Consider the following 17,860-nt stretch of genomic DNA (forward strand, 5'->3'; position numbering starts at 1 on the left):
GAGTGCGGACCCGTCGGCTTACGGCCCGGACGCAAAAGAGTTTACAACGAAACCTCGCCTGTACTTGTCCGTATAGCAACCCGGCCGGGCCGCTAAATAGCGTTTTCGGCGGCATTCATTTCTCATCTGACTCTTTAACTTTAGCGAATCCATGGGACTCTTCGATTTTATTAGCGACAAAGGCGAGCAAAAGCCCGTAGAGCCCGCAGCCAAGCCCGCGGCTGGTGGCACCGATTTCTTCGGTAGCGCCAAACCGGAAACCGCTGGCGACTCGTATACCGTAGTCAGTGGGGATTCCCTCTCAAAAATAGCCAAGCACCACTACGGCGACGCCGCCAAGTGGCACCAGATATACGAGGCCAACAAGGTCCTCATCGGCAACAACCCTGACTTCATTGAAGTGGGCCAGGTGTTGACCCTACCTAGTCTCTAGGTACTTTTTTGCAGAAAAAAGGTGAGAAAAGCCACTCTGTTTCGGGGTGGCTTTTTTGCGTCTGGACGGGTCGGATTTAGCCGCGCAAAGACTGCCGTATCGAGTGTAGCAAAGGCGCTGGCCTGGCTTACCAACCAGCTACGCGCTTGGGCCACGTACGGGGAGTGTAGGGCATGTTCGGCGTCACGGTCATGGTTGGGAAAACGGGCCGGCAGTAACGAGCATTGGTGGTGTCAATTTGGGCCGTAGCAGGTTGCAGGCCCCGCATCAGCAGGCCAGCAAGCAGGAGAAAAGCTGTTTTCATAAATGACGCGGAAAGGAAAATAGCGGGCCGCAACGAGGAATCCGACTTTCTAACTGACGCAAAACCGGCAGGACGGACTCCCCGGAGCTGCGCTTCTGGAGTTACGGCCTGCGTTATTTGCAGTCCCGTTTTGTCGCTTCCCTTTATGTCGATTCAATTTCCGCCCGCTTTGCGCGCCGGCCAGCGCGTGGCCCTGGTCAGCCCCGCCCGCAAAATCAGCGCCGCCGAGCTGGCTCCCGCCATCGAAACCCTCACTGCCTGGGGCCTGGAAGTGGTGCTGGGCGAAAGCATTGCCGGCGACCACCACCAGTTTGCGGGCGACGACACCTTGCGCCGCCGCGACTTCCAGCAGCAGCTCGACGACCCCAGCATCCGGGCCATCCTGTGCGCTCGGGGCGGCTACGGCACCGCCCGCATCGTGGACGGCCTCGATTTCACTGGCTTCAGTGCCCATCCCAAGTGGGTCGCCGGCTTCTCTGATATTACGGTGCTCAATACCCACCTGCTGGCCCTGGGCCACGCCAGCATTCACGGCGTGATGCCGGTGCTGTTCCACCAAGCGGGCGGCGAAATGGCGTTGGAAAGCCTGCGGCGGGCACTATTTGGCGAAGCTGCACAGCTCATTGAAGCGCCCGCGCACCCACTCAACCGGCCCGGCACGGCCACCGGCGCGCTGGTGGGCGGCAACCTGAGCTTGCTGCACACCATTACGAGCACGGCCTCACAGGCCAGCTTCGCGGGCCGGATTTTATTTCTCGAAGACCTGGACGAATACCTCTACCACATCGACCGCATGATGCTGCACCTGCACCGTAGCGGGCAGTTGGCGGGCCTGGCCGGGCTGGTGGTGGGCCACTTCTCCGATATGCGCGACAACACCATTCCCTTCGGCACCACGACGGCGGAAATCATCGATTCCTACGCCCGGCTATACGATTTTCCGGTGGCCTACGGCTTCCCCATCGGCCACGAGGCGGAAAACGTGGCGTTGGTAGTGGGCCAAACCGTGCGGCTGGCCGTGGACGGCAGCGGCGCGCTTCTGAACTAAATAACCCGGGTTTGCGGGCTTATCAAAAGAGGCCGATGGATTGCTCCATCAGCCTCTTTTGATAAGCCCGCAAGTAGGAATGAAACCTACTCCACGTACAGCGACTGCACCATGGTCTGACCCACGGCTTTCAGCGTTTTGCGGTCAATGATGCTCATGTTGTCGGTGGTGGCGTGGTGGTAGGCCGGGAAGAAACTGGTACCGTAAGTGGGGTGGTCGTAGATGTCGAGGGTGGGAATACCAGCCTGATTGGTGTACACATGGTCATCGGTGATGCTATCAGTGTCTTTGTACAGAAAAAAGTCACTGTAGCCCAGTCGGGTGGCCGTGTTCCAGATTTTGTCGAGCGGGCCGCGGGCGTTCGAACGCGAAAGACCTTCGCGGGTGAAGGTGCCGCCCTTGGCCCCTACCATATCGAGCAGCACGCCGTATTCGGCCTTATAGTTAGCAGGCAGCAGATTTTTGGCCCAATACTGCGAGCCCAGGCACCACGAATCGGTGCCGCTGCCGTCGAGCTGATTCTTGAGGTCGGCCTGCGTCGTGTCGTCATGGCCCCAGTCTTCGGCATCGAAGAAAATGAAGTCGACGCCCACGTTGGGGGCCAGCGAGTCGGGCTGCTGGCTGAGCACGCGGGCCATTTCCAGGGCCACGGCTACGGCGCTGGCCCCGTCGGAAGCGCCGTCCATGGGGGCATTTTTCTTTTTGGGGTCCTTTTCATCGTCGGCAAACGGCCGGGTGTCCCAGTGGCCGAAGATGGCTACCCGGCGGGCCGCCGTGGGCTGGTACTGCGCGATGATGTTGCGGGCGCGGATGTTGGTGCCGTCAAACGTCATGGCCTCGAAGGGCTGCTCCATCACCTTCAGGCCGTAGCCTTTCAGTTTGGCCACCAACCAGTTTCCGGTGGCAACGTGCGCCTTGGAATTGGGCACACGCGGGCCAAACGCTACTTGCTTGGCCGTAAAGGCGTAGGCAGAATCAGCGTTGAAGACCGGAGCCCTGGGCAAGGCCGACGCGGCCGGCGTACCGCTGTCAGCAGTTTCGGCGGACTTTTTATCCGGGCAGCCGGTGAGGAAGAGGAGGCCGGTGAGCGCGGCGAGGGGCAGGCGGAAGGAGCGGAAGTTCATGCGGCGGTAAATGCGGCGCGGAAGGGTGAACCTCACCCCCCGGCCCCCTCTCCCGTGGAGAGGGGGAGCCTAGCGTTTGTGGCTGATTTTGTCGGAAATAAATAACAGCAAGTTACTCCTCGCTGTAGGCCCACTCCACGCCGGCCTTGGTGTCTTTTATCACGATGCCCTGGCTTTTGAGGGCGGCCCGGATAACGTCGACCTTGTCGTAGGCTTTGTCGGCTTTGGCTTCGGAATAGAAGCCCAGCGTGAGCTCCAGCAGCTGCTCGGCGTTGGCGCGGGGCTCGTCGTGCAGGCCCAGCACGTCCTGCACGAAGGTGCGGTAGCGGGCGGTGGCGGTGGCCAGGGCCTCGGCGCCTACTTCGGCCAGGGCGGCCGGGGTAGCCACCAACGTATTGAAGCGCTTGAGCAGGTCGAAGAGGGCGGCCAGGGCGCGGGGCGTGTTCAGGTCGTCGTTGAGGAACTCGGCGGGCTTGGCAGCCAGGGTCAGGAGCTGGGCGTCGGCTTCGGGCGTGCCGGCCGAGGCGGCGGCGCTGGCCACCAGCTTGTCGAGCAGGCGCAGGCCGTTCATCAGCTTGCGGTAGCCTTTGCGGGCGGCTTGCAGGGCGTCGTCGCTCACGTCCACGGGCGAGCGGTAGTGGGCCTGCATCAGAAAGAAGCGCACCACCATAGGCGAGTAGCCGTACGCCAGCGGGCCGGTGGGTCCCGCGAACATATCGCCCAGCAGCACGAAGTTGCCCAGGCTCTTGCTCATCTTGGTGCCGTTCACGGTTATCATGTTGTTGTGCATCCAGATGCGCGCCTCGTCGGTGTGGGCGTGGCTGCCCTGGCTCTGCGCAATTTCGCACTCGTGGTGCGGAAACATGAGGTCCAAACCGCCGCCGTGGATGTCGGACAGGTCGCCGAGGTACTTGCGGCTCATGGCCGAGCACTCCAGGTGCCAGCCGGGGAAGCCCTCGCCCCAGGGCGAAGGCCAGCGCATAATGTGCTCGGGCGAGGCCTGCTTCCAAAGCGCAAAGTCCAGCGGGCTGCGCTTTTCGCGCTGGCCCTCCAGGTTGGTGCGGGTGCCGGCCAGCTGGTCCTCAATGCTGCGGTTCGAGAGCTTGCCGTAGCGCTGGGTTTCATTGTACTTGGGCACGTCGAAATACACCGAGCCGTTGACCTCGTAGGCCAGGCCGTTGGCGATGATTTCCTCAATCACCTGCAGCTGCTCGATGATGTGGCCGCTGGCCTGGGGCTCGATGTCGGGCGGCAGGCAACCCAGGGCCAGCATGTGCTGGCGGTAGCGGTTCACGAAGTGCTGGGCCACCTGCATGGGCTCGATGCGGGCCGCGCGGGCGGCTTTCTCCATCTTGTCCTCGCCGGTGTCGGCGTCGTTTTCGAGGTGGCCCACATCGGTCACGTTGCGCACGTAGCGCACCTGGTAGCCCAGGTGGCGCAGGTAGCGCGTGAGCACATCGAACACCACCGGGCCCCGGGCATTGCCCAGGTGCGCCTCGCTATACACGGTCGGGCCGCACAGGTACACGCCCACCTGGGGCGGGTGCACGGGCTGGAATTCTTCTTTCTTGCGGGTAAGCGTGTTGTAGAGCGTGAGCGACATGCTGCAAAGGTAGCGGGCCGGGCGGCGTGCGGCGGCTGGCCCGGCCCAACAAAACATTTGGGTGTTTGGGTCAGCGCAGCAAGATGTTTCAGCCCGAAGCACTAATTGAGCGGCTCAAGTTTCATCCGCCGCAGGGCGCTACCCCGCCCCTACCGGAGCCGATAAACTGCTTCGACGGGGAAATGGTCGCTCCAATTGATTTCCCGATGCACCCGGCAGCCGCGCACCTGCCACTGCGGGCCGGCAAACTGCTGGTCGATGCGCAGGCCGGGCAGGCGGCCATTGTAGGTGAAGCCGGGGCCCAGGCCCACGGTAGCCCAGGCGTTCTGGAGCTCGTCGGCCAGCTGGTCGTAGGTGTAGGAGTAGGGTAGGTCGTTGAGGTCGCCGGCCAGCAGCACGGGGTAGGGCGAGCGGGCGATGCGGGCCAGCACGGTATCGACCTGCGCGCCCCGGGCCACGGCCCCGTTGCGGAAGCGGCGCAGTAGGTTGGGGGCTTTCTGACGGAGGCCGGCGCGGCTTTCGGTGGCCATGGCAATGTCGGCATCGGCCATGGACATGCTTTGCAGGTGCAGGTTGAACACCCGGATGGTGTCGGGGCGGCTGCGGCCGGTGCGGGCGGCGGGGCGGGCCAGGTCGGCCCACATGGCGTGGTTCTGCGAGAGCTTGCCGAAGGGAATCACGCCGCGCCGCACAATCACGAAGCGCGAGAAAATGGCCATCCCGAACTCGGCCCCGATGGCGTTGGTGAGCGTGGTGGACACGAAGGAGTGGCGGCCGTTGGCCCGGCCCAGGGCGCGCTCGGACCGGAACACGCTGCCGTCTTCTTTCGAACCGCCCGGCTCGTTATAGTATTCCTGCAGGCAGAGCACGTCGGCCGGGCTCTCGGCCAGCCAGCGGATAAAGCCAGTGGATGAGGCAAAATCAGGGTCGCGCAGCTGGGCGTACACGTTGAAAATGCGCACATTGGCCGATAACAGGCTCACCGTGTTCGGAGGAGAAGCAAAAAATGTGGAACGAAGCGTTTTGCCACCGCCCAATTCCTGATTCTTTGTTCTGACTTTCTCACCAATCGGGGCATGCAGGGCCAGCCCGCGCTGCACCTGCGGCCACGTCAGGGCCAGCGCCACCACGGGCAGCAGGGCCACCCGCCAGTTGCGGCGCAGCCAGTATAGAGCCAGCAGCGCCGTGCACCCCAAGGCTACCGGCGTGGTGAGCGCCCCAAACACCACGGGCCAGAATACCTTGGCCGGCACCTGCTGGCAAGCAATGGCCAGCAGCAGCCAGGCCAGGGTCAGCAACGTGATTTTAAAGGCAAAAGAGCGGCGCACAACACAAGCAAGGGGGAAGCGCAAAGGTAGCGGCACGGCGGTGAGGCCACGGCGGACCGGGTTTATTTATCTTTAAAGTCAGCGGATTTGGCGAGGGGCGTGGTTTGATTTTTGTGGACCCGTAACTTCGTTCGCCTTGGGGCTTTTTGCCAGCCTGCGGGCTCTTTCAGCAGTTCGTCTTTCCACCTATTTCTGCTTTCCCGGCCTTCGTATGTCTACACGTTTCCGCTCATTATACCGGCCTTGGCTGACGCTGCTGCCCGGCTTGGCGCTACTGGCCATTTCCGCGCAGGCGGCGCGGCCAGCCACCGTGGTGCCCCGCTCGCCCAGCCTGGAATTCATTCAAAACAAAGGCCAGTGGGATAGCCGGGTGCGCTACGAAGCGGCCCTGCCCGCCGGCTGCCTGTTTGTGCAGGCCGATGCCCTCACGTATAGCTTTCTGGACCCCGCCGCGCTCCGCCACCACCACGGCGGCGCGGCCCCAGCCACCAGCCCGGCCGCCCAAGCCGAAGGCATTGCGGGCCACGCCTACACCGTGCATTTTGAGAAAGCCAGTGCCCGCGCCCGCCTCACGGCCAGCGTGCCCACGGCCGGCGAACGCAACTACTTTGTGGGCAAGGACGAAACCCGCTGGGCCAGCCACGTGGGGGCTTTCCGCCAGCTGCGCTACGAAGAGCTCTGGCCGGGCATAGCCCTGACGCTGTACGAAAACGCCACCCAGCACCTGGAATACGACGTGCTGCTGGCCCCCCGCGCCAACCCCGCCCGCGTGGCCCTGCGCTACGACGGAGCCGCCGCCCTGGCCCTGGACGCAGCCGGCAACCTCGTCATCAAAACCACGGTGGGCACTACCACGGAGCTGGCCCCGCAGGCCTGGCAGCTCTCGGCCGGCGGCCAGCGCCAGCCCGTGGCCTGCCGCTACGTGCTGCGGGGCAACACCATCAGCTTCGCGCTGGGGACTTACGATAAGTCGCGGGCGCTCACCATCGACCCCACCGTGCAGTTCTCGACCCTAACCGGCTCGACGGCCGATAACTGGGGGTTCACGGCGACTTACGACGAGGCGGGCAACATGTATTCGGGGGGTATTGCGTTCAATACGGGGGGCTCTTTTCCGGCCACGCCAGGCGCTTTTCGCACCACCTTCAGCAGCTTGGTCGACATTGCCCTTATCAAATACAACACCGCGACTACCGGCGCGGCGGCGCGGGTGTGGGCCACCTACCTGGGCGGCAACGAGGCCGACTTTCCGCACAGCCTGGAGGTGAACGCGCAGAATGAGCTGGTGGTGATGGGCAGCACCTCATCGCTCAACTACCCCACCACGACCGGCGCGGTGCAGCGCAATTTTGGGGGCGGCTCGGCCCTGAATCCGTTTCGGGTGGGCGTCGGCAGCCCGAGCTACTACCTCATGCCCAACGGCTCGGACTTGATAGTGAGCCGCTTCAGCGCCAACGGCAGCGCCCTGCTGGCCAGCACCTACCTGGGCGGCGCTGGCAACGACGGCGTACTGACGCAGCCCGATGCCATCTCGGCCAACTACGGCGACCCGTTTCGCAGCGACGTGCTGCTCGATAACTCGGGCAATGTGTACGTCGCGGCGGCTACCAGCTCCAATAACTTCCCCGGCGTGGGGCTGGGCTTCAACGGCACGTACCGGGGCGGCGCTTCCGATGCCCTGGTGTGCAAACTGGCCCCGGCCCTGAATGCCGTGACCTGGGCGGGCCTGCTCGGCGGGAATAGCGGGGAGGCGGCCTACTCGGTGCAGCGCGATGCGCAGGGCCGGGTGTACGTGTGCGGCGGCACCATGTCGACCAATTTTCCGGCCACGGCCGGGGCCTACCGCACCAGCTACCAGGGCGGCAGCACCGACGGCTTCGCGGCCCGCATCAGCGCCGACGGCCGCACGCTGGAACGCGCCACCTTCCTCGGCACCAGCGCCTACGACCAGGCCCAGTTTCTGCAGCTCGATGCGACCGGCAACGCCTATCTGCTGGGTCAGACGCTGGGCACGCTACCCATCACGCCCGGCCTGTACGGCAACGCGAGCGGCCCACAGTTTATTCAGAAGCTGAACCCGGACCTGACCGCCAGCCTATACAATACGGCTTTTGGCCAGCGGGGCGGGGCCAACAACGGCCCCAACCTGGTACCCACCGCTTTCCTGGTCGACGACTGCGAGCGGGTGTACGTGAGCGGCTGGGGCGGGCAGGACAACTACCTGAACGGGCAGTGGCTGGGGGGCACCACCAACGGCTTGCCCGTGACGGCTTCCGCCCTGCAGCGCACCACCGACGGCTCCGATTTCTACCTGGCCCAGTTTGGAGCCGGCATGAGAACCCTGGAGTACGCCACCTTTTTCGGGCAAAACGGCGGCGGCCCCGAACACGTGGACGGCGGCACCTCACGCTTCGACAAGCGCGGCGTGGCCTACCAGGCCGTGTGCGCCAGCTGCAACTCGCAAGGCTTCCCCGTTCCGCCGGGCGCGGGCACCTACACCACCCGCAACGGCAGCTCGAACTGCAACAACGGGGCCTTCAAAATGAATTTTGAGATGATAATTGCCGACCCCGGCCCCCGCCGCTTTGTGTGCGTGGACGGCGGACCCATAACGCTGGGCGGCAGCCCGGCGGGCGGCGTGTGGGCCGGGCCGGGCGTGCAGGCCGTGGCGGGCGGGGGCTACCGCTTTGTGCCCGCCGCCGTGGGCCCGGGCCAGTACGGGCTAAGCTACACGGTGGCGGCCACCGGCACCTGCCAGAGCACCAAGGCCGTGCGCTACGTGGTGGCCCCGCCCGTGGTGCCGGTATTTGCGCCGGTATCGCCGCAATGCACCACGCTGGGGGCTGTGACGCTGGCGGCTACACCGGCGGGGGGCACGTTTGCTGGCCCCGGCGTGGCGGGGGGGCGTTTCGACCCGGCCGCGGCCGGCGCGGGCGTGCACACGCTCACCTACTCCGTGTCCGACTCCCTGGGCTGCGGCACCATCAGCCAGCAGGTGACGGTGGGCCGCCCGCCCACCCTCCGGGCCGGAAGAGATACCACGCTTTGCGCCGACCTGCGGCAGCCGTTTCAGCTGCGCGGCTTCGCGCCGGCCGGCGGCACCTGGAGCGGGACGGGCGTGACGCTTGGCGGCTTTTTCACGCCCCCGAACACCAATAACCGCGGCGGGCTTTTCTCTCTCACCTACACCGTGAACCAGGGCCCCTGCCAGGCCACCGCCACGCGCACCGTCACGCTGGCCCCCACCTCCAACCAAAACGTGGGCCTGAACCTGCCCGTGTGCGCCGCCGCCCCGCAGTACGCCGGCCTAGCGCCCTTCGACTGCCCGCTCACGCCCGTACTGCTGAGCCCAACGGCCACCTACCGCTGGGATTTTGGCGACGGCAGCCCCATCAGCGAGTTGGCTACGCCCACGCACCGCTACGAGCGGCCGGGCTCCTACCGCATTCAGCTTACGGCCCGCTATGCCAACTGCGAAGTGGTGACGGGCTTTGCCCCGATTGAAGTGGGGGAAGTTTTCGTACCCAACATCATTACGCCCAACGGCGATGCCGACAACCAGACTTTTCAGCCACGCTTCAGCTGCCGCCCGGCTTCGCTGGAAGTGTATTCGCGCTGGGGCCAGCGCGTGTACCAGACCGATGACTACCACAACAACTGGGACGCCGCGGGCCTGGCCGATGGTATTTACTATTACCTGCTGCGCGATGCCGACGACCGCCGCGTGAAGGGCTGGGTGGAGGTGCGCCGCTAACGGGTGAATAGACTATTCAGCTAGCCTCAGAAAGCTCGTCGGGCGCTCCTCTGCGCGGCTCGACGGGCTTTCGGGGCTCTGTGTCTTTTATGAATCCGTTGATTGAGCCGTAATTCAACTCACTCGATGGTATTTTGCGTTGCTCTGATTTCTTTCCACTATTCCGATGAAGCTACCCCTACCCTACCTGGCCACCGCACTATTGCTGCTGGTTATTCCCCGTGCCTTTGCCCAAGCCAGTGAGCACCCCAGGCCAGCCAATCACACCCTCGAATTTATTGAGAACAAAGGCCAGTGGGATACGCCCGCCCGCTACATGGCCCCGTTGCCCGGCGGCCGGCTTTTTGCCGAAAGCGACGGGCTGACCTTTGCCCTGCTGGCCAACGGCGGGCCGGCCCAAACCGGCCACCAGGGCCGCCCCCGCCCCGGCATGCCCCCGCCCGCGCAGGCCGTGCGCGGCCACGCCTTCACCCTGCACTTTGAGGGAGCCCGGCCGGCCACCATCACGGCCGAAACGCCCACTGCCGAGCACCGCAGCTATTTCCTGGGCAACGACGCACGGCGCTGGGCCGCCGATGTGCGCAGCTTCCGCACGCTGCACTACGCCGGCTTGTGGCCCGGCGTGCAGGCCCGCGTGTACGAAAGCGCCGACCAGCACCTGGAATACGACTTTGAGCTGGCGCCCGGGGCCAACCCGGCCGCCATCGGCCTGCGGCACGACGGGGCCGAAAGCCTGGCCGTGGACGCGGCCGGCAACCTGCTGGTGGGCACCAGCGTGGGCACCGTGACGGAGCGCGCGCCCGTAGCCTGGCAGGCCACGGCCGCCGGCCAGCGCCAGCCCGTGGCCTGCCGCTACGTGCTGACGGGCAAGCTGGTGCATTTCGCGCTGGGTAAGTACGATACCACCCGGCCGCTCACCATCGACCCGGTGGTGGTGTTTTCGACCTACTCCGGCTCGGTGGCCGACAACTGGGGGTTCACGGCGACGTACGATGCGCAGGGCAACCTCTACTCGGGCGGCATTGCGTTCGGGCCCGGCTACCCCGTCAGCCCGGGCGCGTTTCAAACGTCCTTTGCAGCGCTGATTGACATCGCCATTATCAAGTACAACACCAGCGCGAACGGGCCGGCGGCGCGGGTGTGGGCCACCTACCTGGGCGGCGGCAGCGCCGATTTTCCGCACAGCCTGGTGGTCAATAATCAGGGTGAACTGCTGGTGCTGGGCTCGTCGGGCTCGCTCAATTACCCCACTTCGGCCGGCGCTTTGCAGCGCACGTTCGGGGGTGGCAGCGGCACGGCTCCGCTCGGCTACGGCGCGCCCTACGACTCGCCCAACGGCTCGGACCTGGTGATTACGCGGCTGGCGGCCAACGGCGCGGCGCTGGTGGGCTCGACCTACCTGGGCGGCTCCGGCAATGACGGCCTGCTGCCGCTCGACCCCAACCTGTCGTCGTCTAGCCCCACGCCGCAACTACCCCACAACTACGGCGACCCGTTTCGGGGCGACATTCTGGTGGACGCGGCCGATAACGTGTACATCGCCTCGCACACGACTTCGGCCAATTTTCCGGTGGCGCGGGGCTTTGCCAGCGCCTACCGGGGCGGTACTTCCGACGGAGTGGTGTGCAAGCTCACGCCTGGCCTCACGGCCCTGAACTGGGGCAGCTACTTGGGCGGCTCCGGGGCCGATGCCGCGTATTCCATTCAGATAGAACCTACTAGCGGGGACGTGTACGTGGCCGGCGGTACGCTCAGCGCCAACTTTCCGGTGACTACCGGGGCCTACCGCACCACCCGGCCCGGCAACGTGGACGGCTTTGCGGTGCGCATCGCGGCCAATGGCACGGCGCTGCTGCGGGCCAGCTACGTGGGCACGGCCGCCTACGACCAGGCGTATTTCCTGCAGCTCGGCACCGATGGCGGCGTGTACCTGCTGGGCCAGACGCTGGGGCAGTTTCCGGCCACGCTCGGCTTGTTTAGCACGCCGGGCGGCACCCAGTTTATTCAGAAGCTGGATGCCAACCTGGGCCAGAGCCTGCTGGCCACCGCCTTCGGCAGCACCGACCCGGCCAATGCCGGCCGGGTGGCCCTCGACCCCACCGCCTTCCTCGTCGACCGCTGCGACCGGGTGTACGTGTGCGGCTGGGGCGGGCAAGTGAACGGCTGGACCGGCGGGGCCATCGCCTCTTCGCCCTACCTAAGTGGCAACGGCAGCACCGACCGCCTGCCCCTCACCACCGACGCGGCCCAGTCCGTCACCGATGGCAGCGACTTCTACCTGGCGCAGTTCTCGGCCGGCCTCACGGCCCTCACCTACGGCACGTATTACGGCAACCCCGACCCCAACAGCGGGGGCGAGCACGTGGACGGTGGCACCTCGCGCTTCGACCCGCGCGGCGTGGTGTACCAGGCGGTGTGCTCGTGCTTTTCGCGCACCGGCTTTCCCATTCCACCCGGTGCGAACACCTATTCTACCGTTAATAACAGCAACTCCCCAGCGGCGGCAGGCTGCAACAATGCGGCTTTTGTGTTCAACTTCCAGCCCAACATTGCCAACGCCGGACCGGGCCAGACGGTGTGCGTATCGGCCGGCCCGCTGGCGCTGGTGGGCAGCCCCGCGGGCGGCGTGTGGGCCGGGCCGGGCGTGAGCGGCAGCGTGGCCACGGGCTTCGTGTTCACGCCATCGGCGGCTTTGGTGGGGACGAACGTGCTTACCTACACCGTGGTGAATACCGGCCTGTGCACCACCGTGGACACCCGCCGCGTGACCGTGGTGCCGACGGTAACGGCCGGGGCCGACACCACGCTGTGCAGTAATGCAGGCCAGTCATTTGCATTGCGTGGCACGCCGGCCGGTGGCACCTTCAGCGGAATTGGCGTGAGCGGCAGCGTGGCCACGGGCTTTGTGTTCACGTCGCCCGTCAACTTTACCGGCACGCTCACCCTAACCTACACCGTGACCTCTGCGGGCTGCGGGGGCAGCAACGCGGCTACCCGGCAAATAACAGTAGTCCCGACGCCGGTTTTACTGCCGACTTGGGTGCCGGTGGCTTGTCCCGAAACCCGCCTGGCTCCGCTCACGGTGCGTTTCAGCCTGGGTGGCATCAGCGGCCTGCCGAGCCTGGCGGTGGTCTGGGATTTTGGCGATGGCAGCCAAACCACGGAAAACAGCCCCACGCATACCTACACCATACCCGGCACCTACCAGCCCCGCGTGCGGGTGCGCTACAACTCCGGCCGCTGCGAAGCCCAGGCCAACGCGCCGGTGGTGGAAGTGAAGCAGCACAAAATCCCCAACATCATCACGCCCAACGGCGATGACCAGAACCCAACTTTCAAAATTGGGCCCGACTGTACCCCGCGCCTACAGGTATTTTCCCGTTGGGGGCAGCAGGTGTTCGATTCGCCCACTTATCACGACGAATGGGCCGCCGTCGGCCAGCCCGATGGCGTGTACTACTATCTCCTCTCCTACCCCGATGGCCACCGGGTGAAAGGCTGGGTGGAAGTGGTGCGGTAATGGGCTTTTGAGAAGAAGGGCGCGGGTCATTGCAAAGCGCCCTTCTTCTTTTTAATTATCACAGGACTTGCGCAAAGTAGTTGAATGACCTTTCACGCAGTGTCTCGCAGTGTTAAAACCGCAGTGTCTCGCATTATCGAGCAAATTTGAACACTGCGAGACACTGCGAGAGATAATCGGTGGGAAGGAGTGCGTAAGTCTTCTATCAATTCTTAATTCTCAATTTTCCAAAAGCCCAGCGCACATCGGCCGGGCCGGGCAGCAAGTCGGCCCAGGTAGCCCCGGTGGCGCGACAGTAGTGCCAGCCCAGGTACGCCACACTAGCTGCGTAAGAAGCCGACATGCCCAGCGCCGCACCCACCATGCCCAAACGCGGCACCAGCAGCAGGCACACCGGAGCCGTGACGGCCAGGCCCAGCAGCGCGGCCTGGTTATTCACCCGGTAGCGGGCCGTGCCGCTGAAATACCCGCTGGCCTGCATGCCCACTCCGTTGATAAAAATACCGGGGGCCAACGCCAGGATAACGCTGTGCGCCGCTCCGAATTCTGGGCCGAAGATGGCCACCAACCACGCCGCCGGCACGGCGGCCAGCGCCAGCACGGCCCCGGCCGTGGCCAGCAGCGTGAGGCGACTGCCGCGCAGGGCGGCGTACGTCTGTTCACGCTTGTCGGCCGCGTTCACCAGGGCCACGTATTGAATGAGCGCCGTGCTGCGCGGAATCATCCAAATGGCCTCGGCCAGGGCCACGCCCACCGAGAGAATGCCCAGCGCCCGGGCATCGGCCAGGTAGGCCACGGCGTAGTAGCCGAAGCGGTAGTTGGCGAAGGTGAGCAGGTTGGACAGGTGCGCGCCCCGGCTGTGGCGGGCCAGCTCGCGGGCGGCGGCGTAGCGGCGGGCGCGGTTAGCACCACTTAGCCGCAACTTTCGGGCATCGGGCAAACGCAGCAGCAACGCGGTGCTGATGAGCCACGGCAGCCCATACGCCACGTAGTTGGCGTAGTAATACGCCCGAATATCGAGCCACTGCACCCCGGCAAACGCTACCCCCAGCGCCAGGGCCAGCAGGGCCGCCTGCACGGTGGTGAGCACGTTGTAGTCGCGCTCGCGCTTACGCCCCAGCAGCAGAAACAGGTTGATGGAGAGCAGCACCTGCACCAGCGCCACGGCACCCAGGTGCAGCACGTATTCCAGGCTCACGGGGCGCAGCAAGGCTATTGCGCCCGCGCCCAGCCCACTCACCAGCGCGGCCCAGGCATAGGCGGGCGGCAGCAGGTGCCACACGTTGCGCCGCGGCACCAAATATATCAGCGACGAGCCCCCCACCAGCCCCGAGAGCAGCACCAGCCCCGACATATCGGTGAAAAACAGGCTGACCTGCCCGCGCCCCGCCGCCCCCAGGTACCGCGCCGTGAGCCACACCACCGCAAAGCCCAACCCCGCCGTGAGGACCCGCGCCGCGAAATGCTGAAGTATGCGTTTTATCATGGGAGAAACTGCCGGCAAAGAACGGCAAACTCCCCTCCTCACCAAGGAGAGAAGTTTGCGTTCAACCTTTCAGCACCTGCCGGTACACGGCCCCGAATGCCTGGCCCACGGCCGCCGGGGCGCAGCGGGCGGCGGCATCGGCCCGCAGCCGGGCGGCATCGAAGGTGACAGTGCCGCTGAGCACGGCCGTCAGGGCGGCTTCCAGACCAGGCTCGTCGTCGGGGGTTACCAGCAGGCCGAAGGTGTTTTCGGGTTGAAAAAGCTCGGGTACGCCGCCGGTGCGGGGGGCTACCACGGGGCAGCCGCAGGCCCGCGCTTCCAGCAGCACGCAGCCAAAGGTTTCGGCCCGGCTGAAGGAAACCAGCGCGGTAGCTTGGGCCATTTCGGCAGCCACGGCCGCGTGCGCCAGCTTGCCGAGGAAGACCACCGTGCCATCAGCCAGCAGGCCCAGTTGGGCGGCGTAGGCGCGTAGCGGCTGCTCATCGGGGCCGTAGCCGGCAATGCGCAGGCGCAGACCGGGCCAACTGGCCCGCAGCCGCGCCACCACCCGCATCACGCCCGAGAGGTTCTTCACCTCGTCGTTGAAAGCAGAAACGTGCAACAGCGAAAAGTGAGCTGGCAGAGGGGCCAAAACGGCGGGCCGAAAAAGCGCGGTATCCACTACGTTGGCGATGACGATGGAATTTTTATTCACGAAGCCCAGCGCCGCCATGGCATCGCGCAAGCCGCCCGACACGGTGTGCAGCGCCGCCGCCCGCCGCACCACGGCCCGCGTGAGCACCCGCCGCAGCCCCGAGATACCACCCGCCCGCAGGGGCAAATACAGCGTCCAGTGCTCGGTGATGATGAACGGGATGCCGCGCACGGCTTGCAGCGCCCACGCAAACAAGCCCGTGCGCAGCAGCACGTGCACGTGCACCACATCGGGCGCGGCCCCGTCCCAGTGCTGCCGCAGCCGCCGGTAGCCGCGCCGCAGGCACCAGAAATACAGCAGCAGCTTCAGCGGCTTATCGATGAAAGCGAGGCCGGTGGGGGCGGCGCGGTAGTAGTAGCGCAACGTGGGCCAGGGCCCGACGAAATCCTCCTCCGCCTCAATCAGGCCCGGCAGCGGCCCGCGGGCCACGGCGGCAAACAGCACGGCTACGTCCGCACCGCCGTGGGCCGCGATGGCCGCCACGTGCCGGCCCACAAAGTCCCCGTCCTGGTCGTCGTAGCGGTGCGGGTACCACTTGGGCAGCATCAGCACGCGGAGCATTTTCACGAAAGAAAGGACGATTAGGAAATGAAGAATTCCTGCCAAATTACGGCTTTGGCTGCGCTTGGGCCTTGAGTGACCGCAATCCATAAAAAAAGCCTGCCCCTTGCAGGGGGCAGGCTCATAACCAATACCAAAAACACTTCTATTTGATAAGCTATTCAATAACAGCGAATTACTTGGTTACTACAAAGCGGACCGATTGCACGGTATCGCCGGTGGCTACCGTGGCCACATACACGCCGGGAGCGAGCGTAGCGGGCAGGCTCAGGCGCTGCGGGCCGGCGGCCAGCTTACCGGCGTTCAGCACGGTGGCTACCTGGCGGCCCATCATGTCCACCACGCGCACGGTGGCGGTAGTGGCGCGGGTCACGTCGAAGCCCAGCGTGGCGGCAGCACCGTCGGTGGGGTTCGGCGACACGGAGAGGGCTTGCAGCGGGGCGTTAGCCACTTCGCGGGTCGCCAGCGTCTGGCCGGCCACGTTGTAGCAAGTAATCTGGGGGTTAAAATTCACCCAGCCAGTAGCCCAGTTGGTAGCCCCGAAGGCACCGCGGTAGGTCACCACGTCGAAGGTGCTGTTCGGACCGCCGTTGCCGGCACCAGTCAGTTTGGCATTGGTGAAGGCCGCGCCGGTGTTCAGCAGCGAAGCAGCGGGCAGGTTGAACGCAGGTGCGCACTGCCGGTTGGCCGGGCAGTTGCTTTCGAAAGCGAAGTTGTCAGCATTCAGGCCCAGGCCGGCCACGGTGCGGGTGGTGTCGTTATTGGCCCCCACAAAGGCGTTGATGCTGAAGCCGGCAAGGGCACCGCCCGTGGCGCGGGCCGCGCGGGGGCTGTAGCCGGCCAGCACGTTGTTTTGGAAAGCCAGCAAACCCGACTGGGCGTTGCTCTGGGTGTTGCCACTCGCACCGCTGTTCAGCTCCAGGCCGAAGGGACGACCAGCGAACACCGAGTTGAAAATGCTCTGAGCCGAATTGCGGCGAATCAGGGCGGCGTTGGCGTTGGCGAATGGGGTGGCGGCGGCCGGCGTGGTGGGCATAAACACGCTCATGTTGGCGAACACGGCCGAGGTCTGCGGGGCGTTGTTGGTGCCGGTGGCATCATTGTCGCTCTCGAAGCCGTTGGACACACCGCCCGTGGCGATGTCGCCGCGGCGCGGGTCGCGCAGGCTGAGGCCGTACTGCACCCGGCCCGAGTAGCCATTGTCGGTGTCGAAGTCATCGTCGGTGCCGGCCAGGGAAATCAGGTACTTGGCATTCACGGTGCCGCCGAACCACTCAAACGAGTCGTCGCCCGAGCCCGTCACCTGGACGTGGTCGATGGTGGTGCCCGAGCCCACGCCGCACAGCGTCAATCCGTTGATTTCGCTGTTGGGCAGGAAGGCCACGCCGGGGTACTCAATGCGCACGTAACGGATGATGCCGGAGTTATCGGCCGGCTGGTTAGCCGAAGGGCCGCCGAAGGTGGCAACCACGCCGCCTTCCACGTTGGTGACGGCCGGCAGGTTGGCCGGGGCCCGGCCCACGATGATGAGGCCGCCCCAGTCGCCGGGAGCCCGCGAACCGGCGGGCTGGTTCGAAGTGAAGACGATGGGTTGCGTGGGCGTGCCATCAGCGATGAGCATGCCGCCCTGCCGAATGATGAGAGCACCCTTGTTGGACAGGCTACCCTTGATGATGGTGCCCGGCTGGATGGTCAGGGTCACACCGCTGTTCACGTACACGAAGCCGTCGAGCAGGTAGATGTTGTTGCTGGTCCAGGTCGTGTTGGAGGTGATTTCAACGCCCGACGTAACCGTGCTGCCGAGGCCGATGGATATAACGGCACCGGCGGCCGGGCAAGGCGTTTGGGCGTGGGCGGCGAGGCTGGCCAGAGCGAGCAGGGCCGGGAGTATAATCTTTTTCATATGCGACAAGGGGGTGGAAATGAGCAGCGGAAATTGATGCTGCAAAGGTCCGAAAATAGAACGGCCACCGGAACCCGGTGGCCGTTATCATATTGTCTGTCT

At 65.2% G+C, this 17,860-nt stretch carries 11 protein-coding genes; 4 read left to right on the plus strand and 7 right to left on the minus strand.

The window, feature by feature from the left end:
* Window positions 1-151 precede the first annotated feature (151 nt).
* On the plus strand, window positions 152-433 hold the full coding sequence (locus IEW17_RS13960; RefSeq protein WP_188562668.1) for a LysM peptidoglycan-binding domain-containing protein: 282 nt from the start codon (window positions 152-154) through the stop codon (window positions 431-433).
* Between the two features lie 127 nt (window positions 434-560).
* Here IEW17_RS13960 and IEW17_RS13965 read toward each other — a convergent pair whose 3' ends face one another.
* Complete coding sequence (locus IEW17_RS13965) at window positions 561-737, minus strand: hypothetical protein (protein ID WP_188562669.1); 177 nt, start codon at window positions 735-737, stop codon at window positions 561-563.
* A gap of 145 nt (window positions 738-882) precedes the next feature.
* Between IEW17_RS13965 and IEW17_RS13970 the strand changes: the two genes are divergently transcribed.
* Window positions 883-1,785: a S66 peptidase family protein gene (locus tag IEW17_RS13970; RefSeq protein WP_188562670.1), complete on the plus strand. Its 903-nt coding sequence runs from the start codon at window positions 883-885 to the stop codon at window positions 1,783-1,785.
* Between the two features lie 86 nt (window positions 1,786-1,871).
* Here IEW17_RS13970 and IEW17_RS13975 read toward each other — a convergent pair whose 3' ends face one another.
* From IEW17_RS13975 to IEW17_RS13985, 3 genes are all read right to left on the minus strand, one after another.
* Window positions 1,872-2,909, minus strand: a complete 1,038-nt coding sequence (locus IEW17_RS13975; RefSeq protein ID WP_188562671.1) for a M28 family peptidase — start codon at window positions 2,907-2,909, stop codon at window positions 1,872-1,874.
* Between the two features lie 112 nt (window positions 2,910-3,021).
* A complete protein-coding gene (gene cysS / locus IEW17_RS13980) occupies window positions 3,022-4,512 on the minus strand; it encodes a cysteine--tRNA ligase (RefSeq protein ID WP_188562672.1) in 1,491 nt (496 codons plus the stop codon).
* 149 nt (window positions 4,513-4,661) lie between these two features.
* A complete protein-coding gene (locus IEW17_RS13985; RefSeq protein ID WP_188562673.1) occupies window positions 4,662-5,840 on the minus strand; it encodes an endonuclease/exonuclease/phosphatase family protein in 1,179 nt (392 codons plus the stop codon).
* Between the two features lie 211 nt (window positions 5,841-6,051).
* On the opposite strand from IEW17_RS13985, the gene IEW17_RS13990 reads away from it, so the two are divergent.
* Both IEW17_RS13990 and IEW17_RS13995 read left to right on the plus strand, forming a co-directional pair.
* The gene (locus IEW17_RS13990; RefSeq protein WP_188562674.1) at window positions 6,052-9,594 is read left to right on the plus strand and encodes a DUF7948 domain-containing protein; all 3,543 of its coding nucleotides are present in this window, start codon (window positions 6,052-6,054) and stop codon (window positions 9,592-9,594) included.
* 166 nt (window positions 9,595-9,760) lie between these two features.
* The gene (locus IEW17_RS13995; protein WP_188562675.1) at window positions 9,761-13,114 is read left to right on the plus strand and encodes a DUF7948 domain-containing protein; all 3,354 of its coding nucleotides are present in this window, start codon (window positions 9,761-9,763) and stop codon (window positions 13,112-13,114) included.
* 205 nt (window positions 13,115-13,319) lie between these two features.
* Here the strand turns inward: IEW17_RS13995 and IEW17_RS14000 are convergent, their stop codons facing one another.
* The 3 genes from IEW17_RS14000 to IEW17_RS14010 form a co-directional block, all read right to left on the minus strand.
* Window positions 13,320-14,600 (minus strand): lipopolysaccharide biosynthesis protein, encoded by a 1,281-nt coding sequence (locus IEW17_RS14000; RefSeq protein WP_188562676.1) that lies wholly within the window; start codon window positions 14,598-14,600, stop codon window positions 13,320-13,322.
* Between the two features lie 61 nt (window positions 14,601-14,661).
* Window positions 14,662-15,855, minus strand: coding sequence for a glycosyltransferase (locus tag IEW17_RS14005; protein ID WP_229749006.1), 1,194 nt, complete (start codon window positions 15,853-15,855; stop codon window positions 14,662-14,664).
* A gap of 175 nt (window positions 15,856-16,030) precedes the next feature.
* On the minus strand, window positions 16,031-17,758 hold the full coding sequence (locus tag IEW17_RS14010) for a T9SS type A sorting domain-containing protein (RefSeq protein WP_188562678.1): 1,728 nt from the start codon (window positions 17,756-17,758) through the stop codon (window positions 16,031-16,033).
* Between the last annotated feature and the right edge of the window lie 102 nt (window positions 17,759-17,860).

It is taken from the genome of Hymenobacter frigidus, from assembly GCF_014640435.1.
GTDB lineage: Bacteria > Bacteroidota > Bacteroidia > Cytophagales > Hymenobacteraceae > Hymenobacter > Hymenobacter frigidus.